We start from the raw sequence: 19501 nt of genomic DNA, 5'->3' as shown, positions 1-19501 counted from the left end.
TCAGCCCGGTGCCGAATCGCCCAGTACCGCGGTCGCGTACTCGCACAGTGTGGTCCGGTCCGGGGCTTGCGTCTTGGCCAGCAGGCTCGCCACGTGCTTCTCCACCGTCCGCACCGAGATGTGCATTCGTTGCGACAGCGCCCGGTTGCCGAGCCGCTCCGGCATCAACTGCAGCACCTCGAACTCCCGCCGTGTCACGCCGATGCCGCGCAGCTTCGGCGGGATGCGTTCGGTGCCGGAGCTGTGGTAGCGCACCGGGGTGCCCATCCGGCGCAGCAGCGAGCGGCAGGCGCCGGCCAGGACGTCGATGCTTCCGTGGAAATGGTTCTCCGCGTCGGCGAGCCACTGGCCGGGTTTGCCCCAGCTGTCGGCGAGGGCGGCTTCGGACACCAGGCGCAGCGCGAGGTGCCGTGCGGTCGGGAAGACCGACGAGGCGGCGACGGCGGTGTCCATCTCCTGCTCGGCGGCATCGGGACGGCCGGCGCGGCCGTGGTGCACCGCGCGGGCGAAGCCGAGGAATTGGCGGTTCCAGCGCATCCGGCCCACTTGGGCGCGGGCCGCCTGGTCCACTTCGGCCGGATCGCCGGTTCCGTCGACCGCGCCGAGCAAATGGACTAATCCGAAAGTACCGGAAAAGTGGAAATAGGCTTCCAGCCCGCCGTATTCCGCCATCAATTCCGCGGACAGGGTCCGGGCGCCTTCCCGGTCTTCGGTGAGCAGTGCGCAGAACAGTTCGGCCAATCCTTTAGTCAACGGGGCTTCACGAGAATTTTCGCCGCCGGCCGCGCGGAATTCCCGCAGAGCGGTACGCATCTCCTGGCACCGGCCCCGGTGGGCGGCGAGCACGGCGCGCAGCATCAGGGCGTAGCGGATCACCGAGTGCAGCCGCAGCCGTCCGCACTCGGCCAGGCTCGCGGTGAGGATCTGCTCAGCCTGGTCGTAGTCCGCGCGCAGCACCGCGGCGTAGGCGAGGTTGGCGTATACGTTGCTGGCCAAGGTGATACAGCCGGAGCGCAGCGTCTCGCGGTAGGCGTACTCGAGGGCGGAAGCGTCGCCCTCGGCGAGCCAGGCGTTCGCGCCCAGTCCGATGAGACCGTGGTTGCGCCAGGTGGTCAACTGGTGCTCGGTGCCCAGCGCCAGCGTGCGCCGGTAGCCTTCGTCGGATTCGGCCAGCGACCGGCCGCGCGTGCTGAAACCGATGGCGTACCAGGCTTTGCAGGCCGTCTCGGGATCGCCGGCCGGATCGGCGCCGCGGATCGCCCGCCGGGCCAGGGCTTCGCTGCGGCTGACGTGGTCGGCGTCGGCGCCGGTGCGGCACGAGGTGAGGTAAGCGTCGACGACGTCGATCACCGCGGTGTCGGCTTCGGAAGCCTCCGGCGGCAGCAGCGCGCGAGCGGCGGCGACCTGGCGGACGCCGTCCTCCCAGCGGCCGGCGACCTGGGCCGCCCACGCCATCCGGACCTGCTGGCGGACCTGACTTTCGTTGTCCCACAAGGGATTCCCCAGCCGCAGTTCGGCGGCCACCTCGGCGGCGCGGTCGAACTGGCCGTCTTCGGCGAGCGCGGTCAGCAGGGCTTCCAGCAGTTCCCCGCGCAGTGCGTGCCAGCGGTTTTCCTCGGACAGCATGTCGAGGGCGTTGTCGAGCACGGCGACGGCGGTCGCCGGGCCGCCCGCGTGCAATGCGCGGCGGGCCGTTTCCAGGTACAGCCGGGCGGCGGCGGGCAGGTCGCCGCCGCGGCGGTGCAGGTCGGCGGCGAGGTGGCACCAGGAGCCGGGCAGGCCGGGGTACAACTCGGCGATCGCTTGCGCGACCCGGCCGGAGAGGGTGACCTGGTCGGCCGCGGTGGTCAGCGACAGCAGGGCCTCCTCGGTCAGCGGATGTTCGAAGGAGTACCAGCCGGGAGTGCCGTCGCCGCCGGTCAGCAGGCGTTCGGCGACCGCGGCGCGGACGTGCGCGAGCAGGGTGCGGTCGTCGAGGCCGACGCAGCGTTGCACCACCGGCAAGGGAAAAGTCCGGCCGACGATCGCGGCGACCGACAGCAGCCGCATCCCGTCCGGGCCGAGCTGCAGTGCCCGCTGTTCGACCGCTTGCACGAGGCTGAGCGGCACCCGTTTTCGCTTCCCGCCCACCAGTTGCCAGCCAGCGGGACGCCGCACCAGATCCTTCATGGACACCGCGTACCGCGTGAGTTCCGCGGCAGCGAACGGATTCCCGCGGCTTTGCGAGTACAGGTGCTCGACAGCCGACGCGCTGACCTCGCCCGGCGGGCAGCCGAGGATCGAGGCGACCAGCCCGGTCACCCCGGCGCGATCGAGCCGGTCGAGTTCGACCGGGGTCGCGTCGCCGCGCTGGGCCAGGGTTTTCACCAGCTCCGCGCCGGCGGACGTGCCGACGCGGACGGTGGCCAGCACGAGCACCGGCTGCTCGCGCAGGTTCGACGCGAGATAATCCAGCACAGTCAAGGTTTCCCGGTCCGCCCAGTGCAGGTCGTCGACGACCAGCAGGCAGCCGCGGCCGCGGCCGAACCACGACGTCAGCCGCAGGATCGCCTCGGCGAGCACGAGCAGCGACGTCTCGCGCGGCTCCGGCCGCGCCCAGTCCGGCACGAGCCGCCCGAGCGCGGGCAGGTAGGGCGCGAGCAGTTCGTCGTCCGGGCTGGGCTCGGTGCGCGCCAGCGAAAGCAGCGCCTCGGCGAGCGGCCGGAACGGGATCGCCGGACCCGTCGAACTGGCCCGCCCGCGCACGGCCACCATGCCCGCCGCCCGCGCTTGTTCCGCGGCCGCCTCCGCCACGGAGGTCTTGCCGATCCCCGGTTCCCCGGTGAGCACGACCATGGCGCCGGAGGACGCTCTCGCCGCGCTCAGGAACCCGGCCAGCCCGGCCAGTTCGCTCTCCCGTCCGATGAGCATTTCCACCCCTTCAGCCGAACGGCACGCGGTCGACGGCTTTCGCCCGCTGCCGGTCTGCTCCCCCGCCGCGAAATGCTATACGCAGGCACCCGCTTTCGTGGGGGCAGAAATACCGCCGTTCCACCTTGTGGCGCAATTGTGCGCACGGCCTGAAATCGTTTAGTCACAGCCGGAAACATTTATGGGCGCCGGGAGTGGACGGACGGCGACTCTTTGGGTGCGCAGCACCCATGCGCCAGCCGCCCCGGCGGGAAAGAGTGGAGCGACCGGGAACGACCCGGTCCCGGAAGGAGGTCGCTTCGCCATGACGCTGAACCGGCTCTCCTGCAGTGAGGCCCCGCCGGGAACCCCAAAGAACCGGACAAACACGGCGGCCGCCCGATGACCGCCACGACCGCCCCCGCCGTGTTGGCCGACGGCGGACTCAGCCAAGGCGAAGCCGACCTCTCCTGCAGCTACGCCGCCGTCCGCACCCTGCGCCGACTGGGCCGCACCCCGGCCGAACCCGCTGGTATCGCGAGGTTCCTGCGGTCGCGCCGCAACAGCGACGGCGGCTACACCTGGCAGCGCGGCCTCCCGTCGGACGGCTGGGCCACCTACTGCTGCACCCGCGCGCTGCACGATCTCGGCGAGGAAATCGACGAACCCGCCCGGGTCGCGGAATGGGTGTCCGGCACCGGGACCGTCGAGGGCGGGTTCGCGATGAGCGCGGGCCGTCCGCCGGACGTGTGGGCGACCTGGTGCGCCACAAAGACTTTGGTCGAGGTCACCGGCACCGCCGCCCCGGAACCGGCGCGGCACGCCGGGTGGCTGGCCGCGTTGCAGGGTCCCGACGGCGGCCTCGCCTGGCAGCCCGGCTCGAACCTCTCGGACGCCCGTGCCTGCTACTACGGCGTCCGGGCGTGGCGAGCCGTGACCACGGCGCCGTTGCCGTGGCGGACCGGTCCGCTGGTGTCGTGGCTGTGCGAACAGCAAACCGTCGAAGGCGGATTCCGGTTCGCGCCCGGCTCGGCGGTCTGCCTCTGGGCGACGTTCCGCGCGGTGCTGACCTTGCGCGTCCTCGGCGCGCAACCGCCCGACCCGGCGGGAGCGCTCGCGTGGATCGGCGACCGGCGACTGCCCGGCGGCGGCTACGAACGCTGGCCCGGCTACGGCCGTTCCGACATCTGGGCGTGCTTCTCCGCGGTGGGCGCGCTGACCGCGCTCGGCTACGACCTTCCGGCAGCGGAAGCGGACGCGATCGCCGAAGCGGTGGCGCGCTGCCGCTTGGCGGGCAGCGGCTACACCTACCGAAGCCCCGAAGCCGCAGGCGACAGCCTCGCCACCGCGGCCGGTCTGCTCACCTCGGTGCGTTCCGGTACTCCGGCACCGGGATTGGTCCGCTGGCTTCAGGACGCGCAGCCGCCCGCGGAGGACGGCGTCGGCTACATGCCCGGCCAGACCGCGGAAGTCCGTTGCACGCAATGGGCCTTCGAAGCGTTACGGGCGAGCGGACACCGCTTGGACGAGCGTCGCCTGCGCCGCTGGATCGCGCGGCTGCAGAACCCGGACGGCGGTTTCGCGCACTGGCTCGGCCGCGCCTCCGACCTCGGCTCCACCACCGCCGCCGTCGAATTGGCCGACCGGCTGACCGGCGGCCGTCCCACCACGATCCTCGACGGCGCGCGAGCGGTCGCCTTCGTGACGCTCTGCCGCGACGGCGGCCTGGTCGACCCGGCTTCGGCCGGGACGGCCGCCGCGAGCGCTGCCGCGCAGGCCGCGCGGGTGCTGCACCTGCTCGGCGCCCGGCCGGCCGCGGCGAACCTGCACGCCGGGCTGGCCTGCTACGCCCGGGCGACCGGCGGGTACGCCGCGACCGCGCTCGGGCTTCCCGACCTCGCCACCACCTACCAGGTGGTGCGCACCGACCAATGCCTCGGCCGCGATTCCGACCGCGCGTGCGTCGCCCGCTTCCTCCTGCGGGTCGAACTGGGCGACGGGCACTACGCCTGGAGCCCGCGTTCGCCCGCGGTGGCCGGGCCGCTCGCCGACTGCCTCGGCGCGCTCCTGCGCGCGTGGCTGACCGATCCGGCGGCGCTGCTGCCGCCCTTGAACTTGTGAACGAAGGAAACCGGCCGCCGGGCGTCGGCCGGGCATCGCATTCCGCTCAGCACCGGGAAGGGAGCAACAGGTGAGTACAGTGCGCGACAGTACCGCGGAGGGCAAGAAGAAATCGCTTGCCGACATGTTGGCCCGTGCACGCGCCAAGATCACCGACGGACCGCGTCCCCGCCAGGACCGCGGCAACGTGCCGCTGTCGTATTCGCAGGACACCTTGTGGGTGGTGGACCAGCTCGCCACCGGAAAATCGACCTACAACGTCGCGTTCCTCTTCCGCCTCGAAGGCGACCTGGACGCCGACGCGCTCACCGAGTCCTTCGCGAGCATCGTCCGCCGCCACGAGGCACTGCGGACTTACGTGCTCGAGGAGAACGACGAGTTCTTCCAGGGGATCGTCGAGGATCCCGAAATCGTCGTCCCGCGGTCGTCCGCGTCGAGCGAGGCCGAGGCCCGCCGGATGCTCGACGAGCTCGCCGAGGTCGGGATGACGCTGACGGAATTCCCGCTGTGGCGCGCGGATCTGGTGGAGGTCCGGCCCGATCTGCATTACTTCGGACTGGTCGTGCACCACATCGTCTTCGACGGGGTGTCGACGGCCATCTTCTTCGACGAACTGGAGAAGGAGTACAACGCGCGCCGGGCCGGCTCGACGCCGCTGGTGGATCCTCCCGCCGTCCAGTTCGCCGATTTCAGCGAATGGCAGCGCAAGCAGATGCGCGCCGGGGCCTGGCAGGCCAGCGCCGACCATTGGGCGGAAGCGCTGCGCGACGTCGAGGTGATGGACCTCCCCGGCGACCGCCCGCTGCCGCCCGCGGTGACCTATCCCGGCCGCGCCGTGGTCCAGACCTGCGAAGGGCTGGCAACGCAGGCCAACCGGCTCGCCTCGTCGCTCACGACCACCCCGATCACCGTCTACGCCACGGTGATGGCTTGCCTGTACCACCGGTATTCCGGCTCCGGCGACGTCATCTTCGGCATGCCGAGCGCGAACCGCGCCGAGGTCGAAACCGAACGGACCCTCGGCTTCTTCATCAACATGCTGCCGCTGCGGTTCCAGCTCGACCCGGACGAGACGTTCCAGGAGACGCTCAAGCGGGTCCAGCAACGGCTGCGCGGCGCACAGGCGCACGGCTACCTGCCGCTTGAGCAGATCATCGCGAGCGCGCAGGTCCGGCGCGATCCGTCGCGGTCGACGCTGTTCCAGTACACGCTGACGATGAACGAGTGGACCGAGCCGATGCGCCTCGACGGCGTCTCGGCGACGGAGGTCGAGGTCCCCACCACGCAGGCGAAGTTCTTCCAGCAGTGGACGATCGCGCGCAGCGGCCCGGACCTCGAAGTGCACACCGTGTACAACACCGACATCTTCGACCAGGCGACGATCGAAACCATGCAGCGGGTGTTCGTCTGGCTGCTGCGCAGCGCGATCGCCGAGCCGGGCATCAGCCTGCGCGAACTGTGGGCTCACGACAGCGAATCCCGCCGGATCCAGGCCCGGCTCGGCATCGGCACGCAGGCGCCGGCACCGACCGGCAACGTCTACACGCGGTTCTGCCGGATCGCCGACGAGCACGCGGACCGGCTGGCCGTCAGCACTCCCGGAAAAGACCTGACGTACGCGGAATTGCGCCGACGGGTCGACGCACTGCGCGGCTATTTGGCCGAAGCCGGAGTCCGCGCGGGCGACCGGGTCGGCGTCGCGCTGGAACCGTCGGCCGACTTCTCGGCAACAGTCCTGGCGCTGCTGGCGATCGGCGCGGTGTACGTGCCGATCGACGCGATGAACCCGCGCGGCCGGATCGAGGCGATCATCGAAGACGCCGACCTCCGCTGCGTGGTGTGCGACGCGACGACCGCCGGGATCGCACCCGGCGCGGAATGCCGGTTGCCGGTCGACGCCCCGGTCCCGGCGAGCCTGCCCGAACCGGCGCGCGGCGGGAACGACGTCGCGTACCTGATGTACACCTCGGGCAGCACCGGCAAGCCGAAAGGCGTGCTGATCACCCACGACAACATCCTCGGCTTCATCCGGAACGTCCGGACGCTGTTCGAACTCAGCCCGGCCGACCGCGTGCTGGGCTACGCGTCCTGCGGGTTCGACGTGTCGGTCTTCGAGATGTTCGGCGCGCTGCTGAGCGGGGCGTCGCTGCACGTCGTGCCGTCGGTGATGCGGCTGAGCATGGCGGAGGTCCAGCAGTTCCTGGAGGAGCACCGGGTCACCGTGACCGACCTGCCGCCGTCGGTGATGAAGCTGCTCGACCCGGGTCCGCTGAACGACCTGCGCATCGTGTTCGTCGGCGGCGAAGCGTTCTCGCACGAGCTGGTGCGCGCGTGGGGCAAGGGCAGGCGCATTTTCAACGGCTACGGCGTCACCGAATGCACCGTCACCAGCGTCGTCGAGGAGCTCGAAGAGCCGCTGCCGGCGGCCGGGCTGCCGATCGGCGGCCCGATGGACAACCACGTCGCGTATGTGCTGGACGAGCACAACCGGCCGGTGCCGCAGGGCGTCATCGGGCAGCTGGCGCTCGGCGGGGTCGGGCTGACGCCGGGCTACTGGCGGCGCGACGAGGACAACCGGGAGAAGTTCGTCCCGGATCCGGTCGGGCCCGACCCGTCCGCGCGGGTGTATCTGACCGGGGATCTGGTGCGGCACAACGGAGACGGCCGGCTGGTGTACGTCGGGCGGCGCGACCGGCAGGTCAAGATCAACGGGGTGCGGATCGAGGTCGGCGAGATCGAGAGCGTGCTCCGCGCCGCCGAGGGCCTCCGCAACGTCTACGTGCAGGTCCGCCAGGAGGGGGAGCAGAAGCGGATCGTCGCTTACTGCGCGACCGGGGGAGCGAGGCAGGCGAGCGAAAGTTCGCTGCGGGACTACTGCCGCAAGCGGCTGGTGTCCACGATGCAACCGTCGACCTTCGTGCTGCTGGACGAACTGCCGATCAACGGCAGCGGCAAGATCGACGAACGCGCGCTGCCGGACGCCGATTTCACCGTCGAGGCCGCGCCCGCGGAGGAGCTCACCGATCTCGAACGGGCCATGCTGACCGACGCGTTCGGCCCGATCCTCGGCCGCACCGATTTCCCCAAGACGGCGAGCTTCTTCGACCTCGGCGGCACGAGTCTCCAAGCCGCGCAACTGGTTTCCAAGATCAAGAAGCTGTTCTCGGCGACGATCTCGCTCGCCGCGTTCTTCAACGATTCGAGCGTGCAGAGCATGGCGCTCGAGGTCGAACGGGCGCGGCTGGCCTCGCTGTCGGCCGAGGAACTGGAGAAGGCCATCGCCGGGATGACCGAAGAGGACGTCGCCCGGCTGCTGGCCGGCGAGTGAGCGGACGTGGAGCGCATCCGGAAAGGAGGAGAGATGGACGGTGACGGCAAACGCCTGAGCAGCTATCTCAGCGCGAGGTCGGCGGCACCGGGCGTGCCGGGACTGGTCGAGCTGAGCCGGTCGGCGCCCGGCGCGAAGGTCCTGCTGTTCGCGCATCCGGTCGGCGGCAGCCTGCTGACGTATCAGCCGCTGGTCCGCAGGTTCCCGGAGTATGCCTGCTGGGGCCTCGAATCTTCGCGGGAGGTGCTCGACGGCGGCGAGCCGACGGAGTCGATGCAGGACCTCGCCCGCCGCTACGCCGAGGTTCTCGCCGAGCACTGCCCGGACGTCGACCTGGTGTGCGGCTGGTCGTTCGGCGGCGCGCTGGCCTGGGAGATCGCCAATCTGCTCGCGGCGCGCGGGAAGCGGCCGAAGGTGGTGCTGCTCGACTCGACGTGGTCGACCATCGAGTACGAGGAGTCGACGCACGCCGAGGAACTGGAGTGGTTCGTCCGCGACGCGCTGCGCTCGGGCGGGCACGACGGCGAGTTCCTGGCGAGCACCGAGTCCGAAGCGGCCGAGATCGTCGGCATGGACGAGGAGACCTTCTCCGAACGTCTCCGGATCTTCGGCCACAACAGCCGTCTTCTCCGCAAATGGAAGCCGACGCCCGGAGACCTGGACGTCGTGATCGTGCGGGCGGCGGAGTCCTTCAAACGGGACTGGCGCACGGTGTCCTCGGGCGAGGTCGACTTCCAGGAGCTTCCCGGCGAGCATTACGGCCTGCTGCAGAACGCCGACCCGCTCGCCACTATCGAGAAGATCATCCGCAGCGCGCTGGACCTGCCCGTGAGCACGCCAGTGGTCAGCACCGGCGTCGAGCCCGACCTGCACGCGGCGTTGAAAGAGCTGGTCGACACGCCGCATTGGCGCGATCTCGTGCTGCGAGCCCGGAAAATGGAGCCGGAAGCGATCGCCGAGGCATACCGGGAACTCGGCGGGCGCGGGCTGCTGACACCGGACTGGCCGGTCGAATTCGGCGGCGCGGGCTTGCCGACGAAGACCGGGGTCGAGCTGTTCGAGCAGTTCATCGCCACCGGGCTGCCGGACCTCGTCTATGCGCTCACCGTGCAGATCGTCGGCTACTTCGTGCTGAAATCCGGCTCGGACCGGCTGAAACAGGACCTGCTCCCGCGAATCAGCCGGGGCGAGGAATTTGCCACCGTGCTGTACAGCGAGCCGCGGGCGGGCAGCGATCTCGCGTCGCTGCGCGCCCGGGCGGACCGCCGAGGCGACCGCTATGTCCTCAACGGCGTCAAGGTGTTCAGCATCTACAGCCACCTCTCCGGTTCGGCGCTGGTCGCCGCGCGCACCGGCGACGACGGTCATAAGTACGACGGCATCACGCTTTTCGTCATCGACCTGGCGGCACCGGGAGTGACGGTCGAGCTGGTCGAGACCATTCAGCCCGAGCAGATGTGCCGCGTCCGGCTAAAAGACGTCGAGGTCGAGAGCTGGCGGCGGATCGGCGAAGAGGGTCGCGGGTGGGCACTGCTCGACGGTGCCCTGGCCATCGAACGCACCGGCATCGACCACGTCGTCCGAGCGGCGCGGTGGTTGAAAGCCCTGCGGGCGGCGGCGGTCGGCTCGGATGAGCTGCAGTTGCTCGAAGGCCAGGTCGAATGCGCGACAACAGTGGCGCGCGCGGCCACGGAGGTGTTCCTCCGTCCCGATGCGACGGCGACCGACACCGCGGTGGCCAAGCTGTACACCAGCGAGACGTGCCAGCAGGTCGGGCACGAGGTGCTGCGCCGCTGGCGGACGCTCCGGACCGAGCCGCAGGACGGTCTGGTCCGCGAGGAACTGCTGTCCGGGCTCACCGAATCGCCCGGGCTCACCCTGTCGGCCGGTTCGTCGGAGATCATGCTGTCGACGCTTTCGGTGGACCTCAAGGAGGAATACGCCACCCGGTGCCGGGACATCCTGCACCGGTTCGGCGGCGAACTCGCCGACGCGGTGGTCGAGGTGCTCGAACCGGTCGGCGCCGGGATCAAGGCGAAACCGCTGTTCAGCTACTCGGCCGACCGTCGCGCCGCGCTGGCGGGAACGTTGGCGGAGCTGGGTTTCGACCAGGTGGAGACCCCCGAGGACGACGGCGGACTCGGCCTCGGCCTCGCCGTCGGCTGCTCGATCAACCTGAGCCTGGGGTACCTCGGGTTCGAGAACGCCTACCAGCCCTCCGCCGAGCCCGGAGCTCGCGAAGGCCGGGTGCGGCACGCGGCCTACGTGCTGGGCCTCGGCCTCGGACTGTTCCGCACCGCCTGGGAACACGCCGCCGGCCGCGAACAATTCGGCCGGAAGCTCGTCGACATCGACGCGCTGATGTTCCCGCTCATCCGGTCTTACGCGGAACTGCACGCGGTGAGCACCAGGCTGCAGGAAATCGCGAACACCCTGCCCGGCCTGGACGACGCGGCGCTCCGCCGGTTCGAACTCCTCGAACAGGACGTCCTGGTGCGCGCGGTCCGCGCGTCGATGCAGGTGCTGGGGGCACAGGGCATCACGGAGTGGTCGGTCGCCTCGCGGTTCTACCTGCGCTGCGCCGAGAACCTCGGGCTCGCTGCCTGACTTTCACGCAAAGGAGACGTTTCATGCTGGTCGCCCTCGAAGGTTCGCAGGAGGCTCCCGACGGGGCTTCGCCGGAGATCTACGACGAAGCGCTGTACTCCGCCCAGGACATGCACGCCGTGTGGCAACGGATGCGTGCCGAGGGCGGCCTGCACCGGCAGCGGACTCCGGACGGGCAGCAGTTCCTCGCGGCGATGCGGCACGCCGACGTCAAGGCGGTCCTGGGCGACCACAAGACGTTCTCCTCGGCCTACAGCACCATGCTCAGCGTGCGCGGCGACGGGGATGTCGCGGCGGGGGCGGCGATCCACCTCACCGACCCGCCGCTGCATTCCGAACTGAAGCGCGTCTTCACCCCGCTGATGACGGTGCAGGCGACTCAGCGGCTCCAGGTGGGGATCGAGGCGCGCATGCGCGAACTGTTCGACGCCGTCCGCGGCAAGGAGACCTTCGACTTCTGCGAAGCGATGATCACCCTGCCGATGACGATCACCGGTCCGCTGATGGGCATCCCGGAGAGCGAATGGCCGGTCACCGGCCGGGCGACGGTCCGCGCGATGGGCGGATCGGACGTCCCGCGATCCGAGCGGCAGCGCCGGTTCGACCTTTTCGAGGCGCACACGACGATCATGACCGTCCTCGGCGAAGTGCTGGAATCCGGCCCGCCCGAGGACACGGTGAGCGGCCGGTGCCCGCACGCCGCCGAAGTGGTCGGGGACCCGGACCGCGACGTGGCGCTGCTGAACGCGTACGCGTTCCTGATGGGGGCCAATCCGACGGTGCCGCAGACCATCAACCAGACCCTGATCCTGCTGGCCGGCGACGAGGACCTGTGGTCGTGGTTCGTCCGCCAGGAGCGGACGGACCAGCGCTTCGTGGACGAGGCGCTGCGCTGGGCGAGCCCGATCAACCACGTTTTGCGGCGCGCGGTCGCGAACACTACGCTCGCCGGAACCGAGGTCCGGGCGGGGGAATTGGTCACCGCCTGGCCCGCCTCGGCCAACCGGGACGAGGAGGTATTCCCGGAACCGTTCAGGTTCGTCCCCGACCGGTCCCCGAACCAGCATCTCGCCTTCGGGCTCGGCGTGCACCGGTGTGTCGGCCAGCACGTGGCCGTCGCCGGGTTGAAGACGTTTTTCGATCTGTGGCGCGAAAACGTGCGGTCCTTCTCGCTTTCGGGACCGCCGCGGCATCTCGTCTCGAACTTCCTGAACGGCGTCGTGCGCCTGCCCCTGGCAGTCGGCTGGAACTAGGCCGGGCGGGGAAACGGGGATGCCGCGAAAAGGAGGACTGATGAGCGAACTGGTGACGAGCGTGGTCGGACCGGGCGACTGGCCCGCGATCGACGAGTTCTTCGGGCCGAAAGGGCTCGTCGAATACTGCTGGTGCATGTATTTCCGGCTGGGCTCCAAGGATTACTCCGCGTGCCGCCCGGCCGCGCGCAAGGCGACGCTCGGCGAGCTGGTGCGGGACGGGGAACGGGTCGGCGTGCTCGGCACGGTCGACGGCGTGCCGGTCGGCTGGCTCGGCGCGGGCCCGCGACTCGGTTTCCCGCGATTGCAACGATCGCGGGCGGCGAAGCTGCTCCCGGGCGACGACCCGGAGCGGATCTGGTCGATCGTCTGCGTGTACCTGGAGCGCGAGCACCGGCACCGCGGCCTGCTCCGGCAGTTGATCGACCGGGCGGCCGAGTGGGCGCGAGAAGAGAAAGCCGACCTGATCGAGGCGTACCCCGAGGACGACCGCGATCCGGAGTCCGGTTTCGACCCTTACAGCTTCCACGGCCGGGTCAGCACCTTCGAGGCGTGCGGGTTCGCCGTCGTCGAGCCCCGGCTGCAGCGCAGAGCACTGGTGCGAAAGGAGTTCCGGTGACAGTCCACGAAATGCTCCCGCTCGAACCGTTCCTCAACAACCAGGCGGCGACCACGCCGGCGAACCTCGCCGACGGACGGCTGAACGTCTGGCGCAACTCGATCCCGGCGCAGCCAGGGCCGCTGGAGCGGGTCGTCGACGGCGTTCCGCTGCGCAGCACGCCGCTGGACGGGAACGGCCCGGACAACCTGGTCTGTTCGGGGCAGTGGATCGAGGTCCCGCAGCGGCGCTGGGACTGGCTGTACGTGATCGGCTGCGGCGAACGGCGCGTCCGCGACTACGTGACCTGGCATTTCGCCGACGGATCGGCGAGCCGCGACCGGTTCGAGCTCTCGGACCTGTGGGAGGGCCGGTCGGACTACGGCGAGGAATTCGCGCTGCGCACCGACACCGTCCACTATCCGCAGCACGTGCAGGAACGCATCGGCATCACCCTGTGGTGCCAGCGCGTCCCGGTCACCCGCAGGCAGCCGCTGTGCGCGCTTTCGCTGCCGGAAAACCCGGCGGTCCATTTGTTCGCGATGACGCTGCTGGGCCGCTGAACGACATTTTCTGAAAAGCCCGGAAAGGTTTCGGCATGCCACGAGAACGCGGCTGGGACGGTGCGACCGGCACCTACCCGCAATGGTACGAGGATCCGTTGAGCTGTCTCCAGACCACGGTGGGCAGCATTCTGCTGGAGCACGGCCTGCGCCCGGTCGAGGTGCTCGGCCTCGCGTGCGAATTCGCGTTCGCGCCGCGGGACACGATGTGCGAGGAGTTCTACCGTCCCGCGCAGAGCAGCCGGGGCGTGGCGGCCGATCTGTGTCCTTATCACGACGTGGAATCGGAATGGACGTCGGGAAAGAACGCCGACGACCTGATCGAGCTGATCGAAAAGCACGCGAGCGTGATCGTGGCGGTGGACAATTACCACCTCCCGTTCCGTCCCGCTTATCACGACGTCCACGCCGCGCATCTGGTCGTGGTCCCGGCCTGGCGGAAGGCCGGCGGGGAAACCGAGTTCTACGTGTCCGACGCGCAACCGCCCCGGTTCCAGGGGTGGTTGCCCGCCGAGCACCTGATGAACGCGTGGACCTCGGGCAACCCGGCCGACCACCAGGACGTGTTCTTCTCCAGCAGCGAGATCGCCGGTCGGCTGCTGACCGCTCGCGTGGGGTCGGAGCCGGGGGAGTTGACCGCGGCCGGGTTCGGCCGGGCGATCGAGGGCAATCTCGAACGCTGGAACAACGGCGCGGCCGGGGACGCGGATCGCGTGTGGACCGGCCAGGCCGGGGTGCGCCGGTTCGTGCGGCGGCTGCAGGAACACAGCGACGATCCGGCGGAACTGCGGCCCGCTTACACGTTCGGCTGGGCGATGCAGGCACAGGCGTTCCTGCACGGCCGCCTGACGCAAGAGTTCGCGCGCCGGGTGAGCCTGCCGTATCTGTCCGGGATCGCCGCTGCCGCGGACAGCGTGATGTCGGCGTGGTCGAACCTGCGGCTGCTGAGCGCGCACGCGGCGAATCTCGCGCGGGTGCCGGAATTGGTGCTGCGGCGCGGCGACGAGCTGGTGCACGCGTACGAGCAATTGGCCGTCGAATGGCGGCTCGCGGCGTCGAGAGGGTGGGCTGAGGCCAGATGAATGCCGGAGGCGGTGGCGAGCTGGCGCTCGCCGGCGGGAAGCCGGTCCTGCCGTCGCTCGCGCCGGTGGACTGGCCGAGGACGACGGACGCGGACCGGGCCGCGGTGCTCGCGGTGCTGGAGTCGAACGTCTTCGTGTCCGATCGCGCGGGACTGACCGCGGTCGAGCGGCTGGAACGGTCGTGGGCCGAGTTCCTGGGCGTGCGCCGCTGCGTCGGCGTCAGCAACGGGACCACGGCGATCGAGCTCGCGCTCCTCGCCCACGGCGTGGGCCCGGGCGACGAGGTCGTGGTCCCGGCGCTGACTTTTGTCGGGACGGCGATGGCGGTGACGCACGTCGGCGCGACGCCGGTGTACGCGGACGTCGACCCGGTCACCTTCACGATGTCGCCGCGAAGCCTGAGCGCGGCGTTCACCGAGCGCACGAAGGCGGTCATCCCGGTTCATCTGCACGGGCTCAGCGCGGACATCGCGGCCATCACCGACCTCGCTCGCAGCCGCGGTTGCGCGGTGATTGAGGACGCCGCGCAGGCGCACGGAGCCCGGTACCGCGGCGTCCCGTGCGGCGCGTTCGGCAACACGGCCACGTTCAGCCTGCAGATGACGAAGAACCTCCCGACCTGCGGCGAAGGCGGCCTCGTCGTCACCAACGACGACAGCGTCGCGGACAGCCTGGTTCAGCTGCGGCAGTTCGGCGAGCTGATCCGGCCGGACCAGCCGCGGCGTTACGTCAGTCACCGCTTGGGTTTCAACGCGAAGCTGAGCAACGTCCAGGCCGCGTACACCGGCAGCCAGTTGGAACGATTCCCGGCCTACCACGCGGCGCGGCGGAAGAATGTCGCGGCTTTCCTCGCCCGGCTGGGAAACCTGCCCGGCTTGGTGTGCCCGAGCGAGCCGGAGGGGTACGAGCACGCCTGGCACATCCTGCGCTTCGTCGTCGACCTCGACCGGCTTTTCCCGGACCTGAGCACAGCCGCGGCCCGGACGCTGCTGATGCGGGCGCTGCGCGCGGAAGGCGTGCCCGCGACCCGATACCAAATGATGCCGCTGGCCGACCAGCCCGCGTTGCGGTCGCTCTGCCAGCAGGAGCCTGCCTGGCCGGTCACCCAGGACGTCATCGACCGGAGTTTCACCATCCAGCAGCGGCATTTGCCGCCGGACGCCGGGCCGTTGCTGCAGAGGTTCGCCGACGCGATCGAGAAGGTCTGGTCGAACCTCGCCGTTCTGGAGAAAGGCGCGGTCTCGTGACGACAGCTGTGCGCAAGCCGGACCTCGAGGCGCTGGAAGCCCGCGCGGACCGCATCCGGGAGCACATCGTCGAGATGTGCTCCGGACCGGAGGGCGGCCATCTCGGCGGTTCGATGTCCTCGGTCGAGATCCTGGTCGCGCTCTTCTTCCACGTCATGAACATCAACCCCGCCGACGCCGAAGGGAAGGACCGGGACGTTTTCGTCCTGAGCAAAGGACATTCGGCGATGGCGCTGTACGCGACGCTCGCCGAACGGGGGTACTTCCCGCCGGAGGAGATCCCCGCCTTCTGCCGCCCCGGCAGCCGCTTGGCGACCCACGGCAACGTCGCGGTCCCCGGCGTCGAATTCGCCACCGGCTCGCTCGGCCACGGACTGGCCTTGGCGAACGGCGTCGCGTGGGCGCAGCGGAAAGCCGGCACCGCGAAGACTTTCGTCCTCGTCGGCGACGGCGAACTGCAGGAGGGTTCGGTCTGGGAAGCGGCGCAGGTGGGCCGGGCGTTCGACGCGGGCAACCTCGTCGTGGTCGTGGACGCGAACGACTTCCAGCAGACCGGCTCCGTGCACGAGGTGAGCGACGGCGCCCCGCCCGCGCAACGGTGGTCCGGCTTCGGCTGGCACACCGTCGAGACGGACGGCCACGACCTGCCCGGACTCTGCGCGGCGTTAGAAGACGCAGCCGCGAGCGGGGAGCCGACGGCAGTGGTGTGCCGGACGGTCAAGGGCAACGGCGCCGGGCTCCTCGCCGGCCGGGCGGTGTCGCATTTCGTCCGGCTCGACGCGGCGAAGCGCCGACGCGTCGAGGCCGGGATGCGGCGGGGAGGCCAGGGCCGTGGTTGAGACGAAGACGGAGCGCAAGAGCACCCGGGCCGCCTTCACCACCGCGTTGCCGGAGCTGGCGATACGGCACAACGTGCTCGTGGTCGACACCGACACCGGATCTGTCACGCCGACTCCCGAGATGGAATATCTCAACGTCGGCATCGCGGAATCCGCTGCTCTCGGGCTCGCCGCGGGCGCGGAGCACCTCGGCTGGCGAGCGCTCGTCTGCACCTTCGCCGCTTTCTCGGCGAGCCGGGCCTTCGAGTTCATCAAGCTCGACATCGCCTATCCGCGCCGGCGGGTGTGCATCGTCGGCACGCACGGTGGCGTCAGCGGCGGCTGGCTCGGCCCGACGCACCACTGCGCCGAAGACCTCGCGCTGATGAACGCGCTGCCGAACATGCGCGTCGTCGTCCCGGCCGACGCGCGGCAGACGGTCTCGCTGCTGGAGCAGTGCCTGGAGTACGACGGCCCGACCTACCTCCGGCTCGGGCGCAAGGATTCGCCGGTCTTCAGCGGCTTGGCGGAACCGGAACTCGGCGTGCCGCAAGAAGTCCGCGCCGGGCAGGACGTCGCATTGGTCGCCACCGGGCCCGAGATGCTGCTGACCGCGCTGGAAGTGGCGCGCGGGCTGACGGCGGAGGGCTGCCGCGCCCAGGTGATCAACGCGCACACGGTCGACCCGGAATCAGCCGCCGCGGTCAACGACCTCATCGCCGACGAATGCCGATGGCTGGTCACTTTGGAGGAGGCGTGGCCCTCCGGCGGCATGGGCGCGCAGGTCGCCGCGGCGGCCGGGGCACGCGGGATCCGCTGGCTGCCGATCGGCCTCGACGGCTTCCTGGCCCCCGGCTCGCACGCGGACCTGCTCGCGGCGGGCGGGCTCGACGCCGCCTCCGTTCTCCGCCGGGTGCTGGCTTTCACCGGAGAACTTCAACCGACAGGGAAGGGGACGCACATGACCACCGAATGCCTCAGCTGCGCCGGGGACGTCCAGATCCAGGCGGACAGCTACCCGGGCGAGATCGTCAGCTGCCCGAAATGCTCGGCGGAGCTGGAAATCTTCTCCACCGCGCCGCTGAAGCTCGCGATCGCGCCCGAGTCCGAAGAGGATTGGGGCGAATGAACGCCGCAGCGCTGGGGATCTTGCTGTCGGTGGTCCGGTACGAGGAACGCCGCCTGCTGTCCGAAATGGACGATCGCGGCCTCTCCGTGCACCGCCTGGACCCCCGCGCGGTGTCGTTCGCTCCGGAGCAGATCGCCCAGTTGCCGGGCATGACGGTGCTCAACCGCGAGATCTCCGCACAGCGCGCGCTGTTGATGGCCGAGACGCTCGAAGCCTTCGGCGCGTTCCCGGTCAACGACGCGGCGGCGAGCCGGATCTGCGGCAGCAAATGGTCGACGTACCTGCAGCTCCGCCAGTCCGGGATCCCGACGCCGACGACCCTGCTCGCGCAAACCCCGGAGGCCGGGCTGCTGGCGATCGAAGCGATCGGCTACCCGGCGGTCGTCAAACCGCTCGGTTCGTCGTGGGGCAAGCGGGTCAGCCTGATCACCGACCGCTACGCCGCCGAGGCCGTGCTGGAGCACTGCGCGGAACTGCCGTCGGCGGCGATGCGGACCGCGATCGTCCAGGAGGCGGTCCGGCCCGGTTCGCCGGACCTCCGGGGCATCGTGGTCGACGGCGATTTCCTCGGCGCGATCGTCCGCTCGGGTACCGACTGGCGCAACAACGTGGCCCGGGGCGCGGCGGTCGAGCTGCTCGCACCCGACGACGAGGTACGCCGGTTGTGCCTCGAAGCGACGGCCGCGGTCGGCGCGCGGGTGGCGAGCGTGGACCTGGTCGAAGGCGCGGACGGCCGTCGATTGGTGCTGGAAGTGAACTCCCGGCCCGAGTTCCGCGGTTTCGAGAGCGCGACCGGCGTGGACGTCGCGGCCCGGATTGTCGACCTGTGCGCCGGCGGCGTACTCGAAGAGAAGGAATCGGCGTGAAACGGATCGCGGTGGTAGGCGGCCGGGGCTTCGTCGGCGGCGAGCTGCTCCGGCTGCTCGTCCACCATCCGGGAGTCGAGGTCGTCGCCGTCACCTCGGACACCCAGGCGGGCCGGGCCGTGGAAACCGCGCACCCGCCGCTGCGCGGGGGCGGCCTGCGGTACCGGCGGCGCGCGGACCTGGAGCCGGTCGACCTCGTGTTCCTGGCGGGCGTGCACGGTTCCACCAGCGAGATCCTCGACGAGGTCAGCGCGTTCGCCCCGAAGATCGTCGACCTGACCGCGGACTTCCGGATCGAGGACGCCGCGCTCATGCGGCGGTACTACGGCTGGGATCGCGAGGGCGGCCCCGCGTTCGTCCGCGGCCTGCCGGAGCTGCACCGCAAGCAGATCGTGGACGCGGACCGCGTCGCGGTTCCCGGGTGCATGGCCACCTGCGCGATTCTCAGCCTCGCACCGTTGGCTCAGCGCGGTCTCCTCGAGGCAGCGCAGATCGACGCACGGACGGGCAGCAGCGGTTCCGGAGCCTCCGCCGACACGTCGAACTCCCACGCACTGCGGAGCGGGGTGCTGCGGGTGTTCGCCCCGTTCGGCCACCGGCACGAAGCGGAGGTGACCGAAGCGCTCGGCGTGGAGTCCTCGATGACGGTCACCGCCACACCGCAGGTCCGCGGCGTCCAGACGCTGGCGCGCGTGGCAGTGGACTTGAGCGAGCGCGAGCTGATCCGGCTGTACCAGGAGGACTACGGCTCGGAACCGTTCGTCCGCCTGCTCACCAGCCCGCGCGGCGCGTTCCGCTACCCGGACCCGAAGGTGCTGCTCGGCTCGAATTACTGCGACATCGCCGTCGCGGTGGACAACCGGGGCAGCGCGCTCGTGATGGCCAGCCTCGACAACCTCGTGAAGGGAGCGGCCGGCGGCGCCGTGCAATGCATGAACCTCCTGCTCGGCCTCCCCGAGACCAGCGGGCTGGCCTTCCCCGGATTGCACCCGGTGTGAGC

13 protein-coding genes are annotated in these 19501 nt (G+C 70.3%); 12 read left to right on the top strand and 1 reads right to left on the bottom strand.

The annotated features are described in order from the left end of the window. Positions 1 to 2910 carry an AAA family ATPase gene (locus ABZX37_RS23195; protein WP_354742667.1) on the bottom strand — a complete coding sequence of 970 codons (2910 nt, stop codon included), beginning with the start codon at positions 2908 to 2910 and terminating at the stop codon, positions 1 to 3. A 381-nt stretch (positions 2911 to 3291) separates the two neighbouring features. On the opposite strand from ABZX37_RS23195, the gene ABZX37_RS23190 reads away from it, so the two are divergent. The 12 genes from ABZX37_RS23190 to argC all read left to right on the top strand — a co-directional run bounded on the left by ABZX37_RS23190 (position 3292) and on the right by argC (position 19499). Beyond that, on the top strand, positions 3292 to 5010 hold the full coding sequence (locus tag ABZX37_RS23190) for a prenyltransferase/squalene oxidase repeat-containing protein (RefSeq protein WP_354742665.1): 1719 nt from the start codon (positions 3292 to 3294) through the stop codon (positions 5008 to 5010). 70 nt (positions 5011 to 5080) lie between these two features. Beyond that, positions 5081 to 8338, top strand: coding sequence for an amino acid adenylation domain-containing protein (locus ABZX37_RS23185; RefSeq protein ID WP_354742663.1), 3258 nt, complete (start codon positions 5081 to 5083; stop codon positions 8336 to 8338). 33 nt (positions 8339 to 8371) lie between these two features. After that, complete coding sequence (locus ABZX37_RS23180; protein ID WP_354742661.1) at positions 8372 to 10945, top strand: alpha/beta fold hydrolase; 2574 nt, start codon at positions 8372 to 8374, stop codon at positions 10943 to 10945. A gap of 23 nt (positions 10946 to 10968) precedes the next feature. After that, the gene (locus ABZX37_RS23175) at positions 10969 to 12198 is read left to right on the top strand and encodes a cytochrome P450 (protein ID WP_354742659.1); all 1230 of its coding nucleotides are present in this window, start codon (positions 10969 to 10971) and stop codon (positions 12196 to 12198) included. Positions 12199 to 12238: 40 nt separating this feature from the next. Continuing rightward, entirely contained in the window at positions 12239 to 12817 is a 579-nt protein-coding gene (locus ABZX37_RS23170) for a GNAT family N-acetyltransferase (protein ID WP_354742657.1), read from the top strand. After that, positions 12814 to 13359: a hypothetical protein gene (locus tag ABZX37_RS23165; RefSeq protein ID WP_354742655.1), complete on the top strand. Its 546-nt coding sequence runs from the start codon at positions 12814 to 12816 to the stop codon at positions 13357 to 13359. Before ABZX37_RS23170 ends, ABZX37_RS23165 begins: the two co-directional genes overlap by 4 nt. Before the next feature lie 35 nt (positions 13360 to 13394). Then, positions 13395 to 14441: a BtrH N-terminal domain-containing protein gene (locus tag ABZX37_RS23160; RefSeq protein ID WP_354742653.1), complete on the top strand. Its 1047-nt coding sequence runs from the start codon at positions 13395 to 13397 to the stop codon at positions 14439 to 14441. Beyond that, a complete protein-coding gene (locus ABZX37_RS23155; protein ID WP_354742651.1) occupies positions 14438 to 15688 on the top strand; it encodes a DegT/DnrJ/EryC1/StrS family aminotransferase in 1251 nt (416 codons plus the stop codon). Before ABZX37_RS23160 ends, ABZX37_RS23155 begins: the two co-directional genes overlap by 4 nt. Next, on the top strand, positions 15685 to 16527 hold the full coding sequence (locus ABZX37_RS23150) for a transketolase (protein ID WP_354742649.1): 843 nt from the start codon (positions 15685 to 15687) through the stop codon (positions 16525 to 16527). Before ABZX37_RS23155 ends, ABZX37_RS23150 begins: the two co-directional genes overlap by 4 nt. Beyond that, positions 16520 to 17635 carry a transketolase C-terminal domain-containing protein gene (locus ABZX37_RS23145; protein ID WP_354742647.1) on the top strand — a complete coding sequence of 372 codons (1116 nt, stop codon included), beginning with the start codon at positions 16520 to 16522 and terminating at the stop codon, positions 17633 to 17635. Before ABZX37_RS23150 ends, ABZX37_RS23145 begins: the two co-directional genes overlap by 8 nt. Beyond that, complete coding sequence (locus ABZX37_RS23140; RefSeq protein WP_354742645.1) at positions 17632 to 18501, top strand: RimK family alpha-L-glutamate ligase; 870 nt, start codon at positions 17632 to 17634, stop codon at positions 18499 to 18501. The genes ABZX37_RS23145 and ABZX37_RS23140 overlap by 4 nt, the downstream gene beginning before the upstream one ends. Beyond that, a complete protein-coding gene (gene argC, locus ABZX37_RS23135; RefSeq protein WP_354742643.1) occupies positions 18498 to 19499 on the top strand; it encodes an N-acetyl-gamma-glutamyl-phosphate reductase in 1002 nt (333 codons plus the stop codon). The genes ABZX37_RS23140 and argC overlap by 4 nt, the downstream gene beginning before the upstream one ends. The last annotated feature ends 2 nt before the right edge of the window (positions 19500 to 19501 follow it).

It is taken from the genome of Amycolatopsis sp. NPDC004079 (assembly GCF_040610415.1).
Classification (GTDB): Bacteria; Actinomycetota; Actinomycetes; order Mycobacteriales; family Pseudonocardiaceae; genus Amycolatopsis; species Amycolatopsis halotolerans.
The sequence above is the reverse complement of the archived record's forward strand: the minus strand, read 5'-3'. Positions and strand labels throughout refer to the sequence as shown.

Coding starts and splice junctions, on each gene's coding strand:
- ABZX37_RS23195 (WP_354742667.1), bottom strand. CDS start 2,910: ATGCTCATCGGACGGGAGAGCGAACTGGCCGGGCTGGCCGGGTTCCTG.
- ABZX37_RS23190 (WP_354742665.1), top strand. CDS start 3,292: ATGACCGCCACGACCGCCCCCGCCGTGTTGGCCGACGGCGGACTCAGC.
- ABZX37_RS23180 (WP_354742661.1), top strand. CDS start 8,372: ATGGACGGTGACGGCAAACGCCTGAGCAGCTATCTCAGCGCGAGGTCG.
- ABZX37_RS23175 (WP_354742659.1), top strand. CDS start 10,969: ATGCTGGTCGCCCTCGAAGGTTCGCAGGAGGCTCCCGACGGGGCTTCG.
- ABZX37_RS23170 (WP_354742657.1), top strand. CDS start 12,239: ATGAGCGAACTGGTGACGAGCGTGGTCGGACCGGGCGACTGGCCCGCG.
- ABZX37_RS23160 (WP_354742653.1), top strand. CDS start 13,395: ATGCCACGAGAACGCGGCTGGGACGGTGCGACCGGCACCTACCCGCAA.
- ABZX37_RS23155 (WP_354742651.1), top strand. CDS start 14,438: ATGAATGCCGGAGGCGGTGGCGAGCTGGCGCTCGCCGGCGGGAAGCCG.
- ABZX37_RS23140 (WP_354742645.1), top strand. CDS start 17,632: ATGAACGCCGCAGCGCTGGGGATCTTGCTGTCGGTGGTCCGGTACGAG.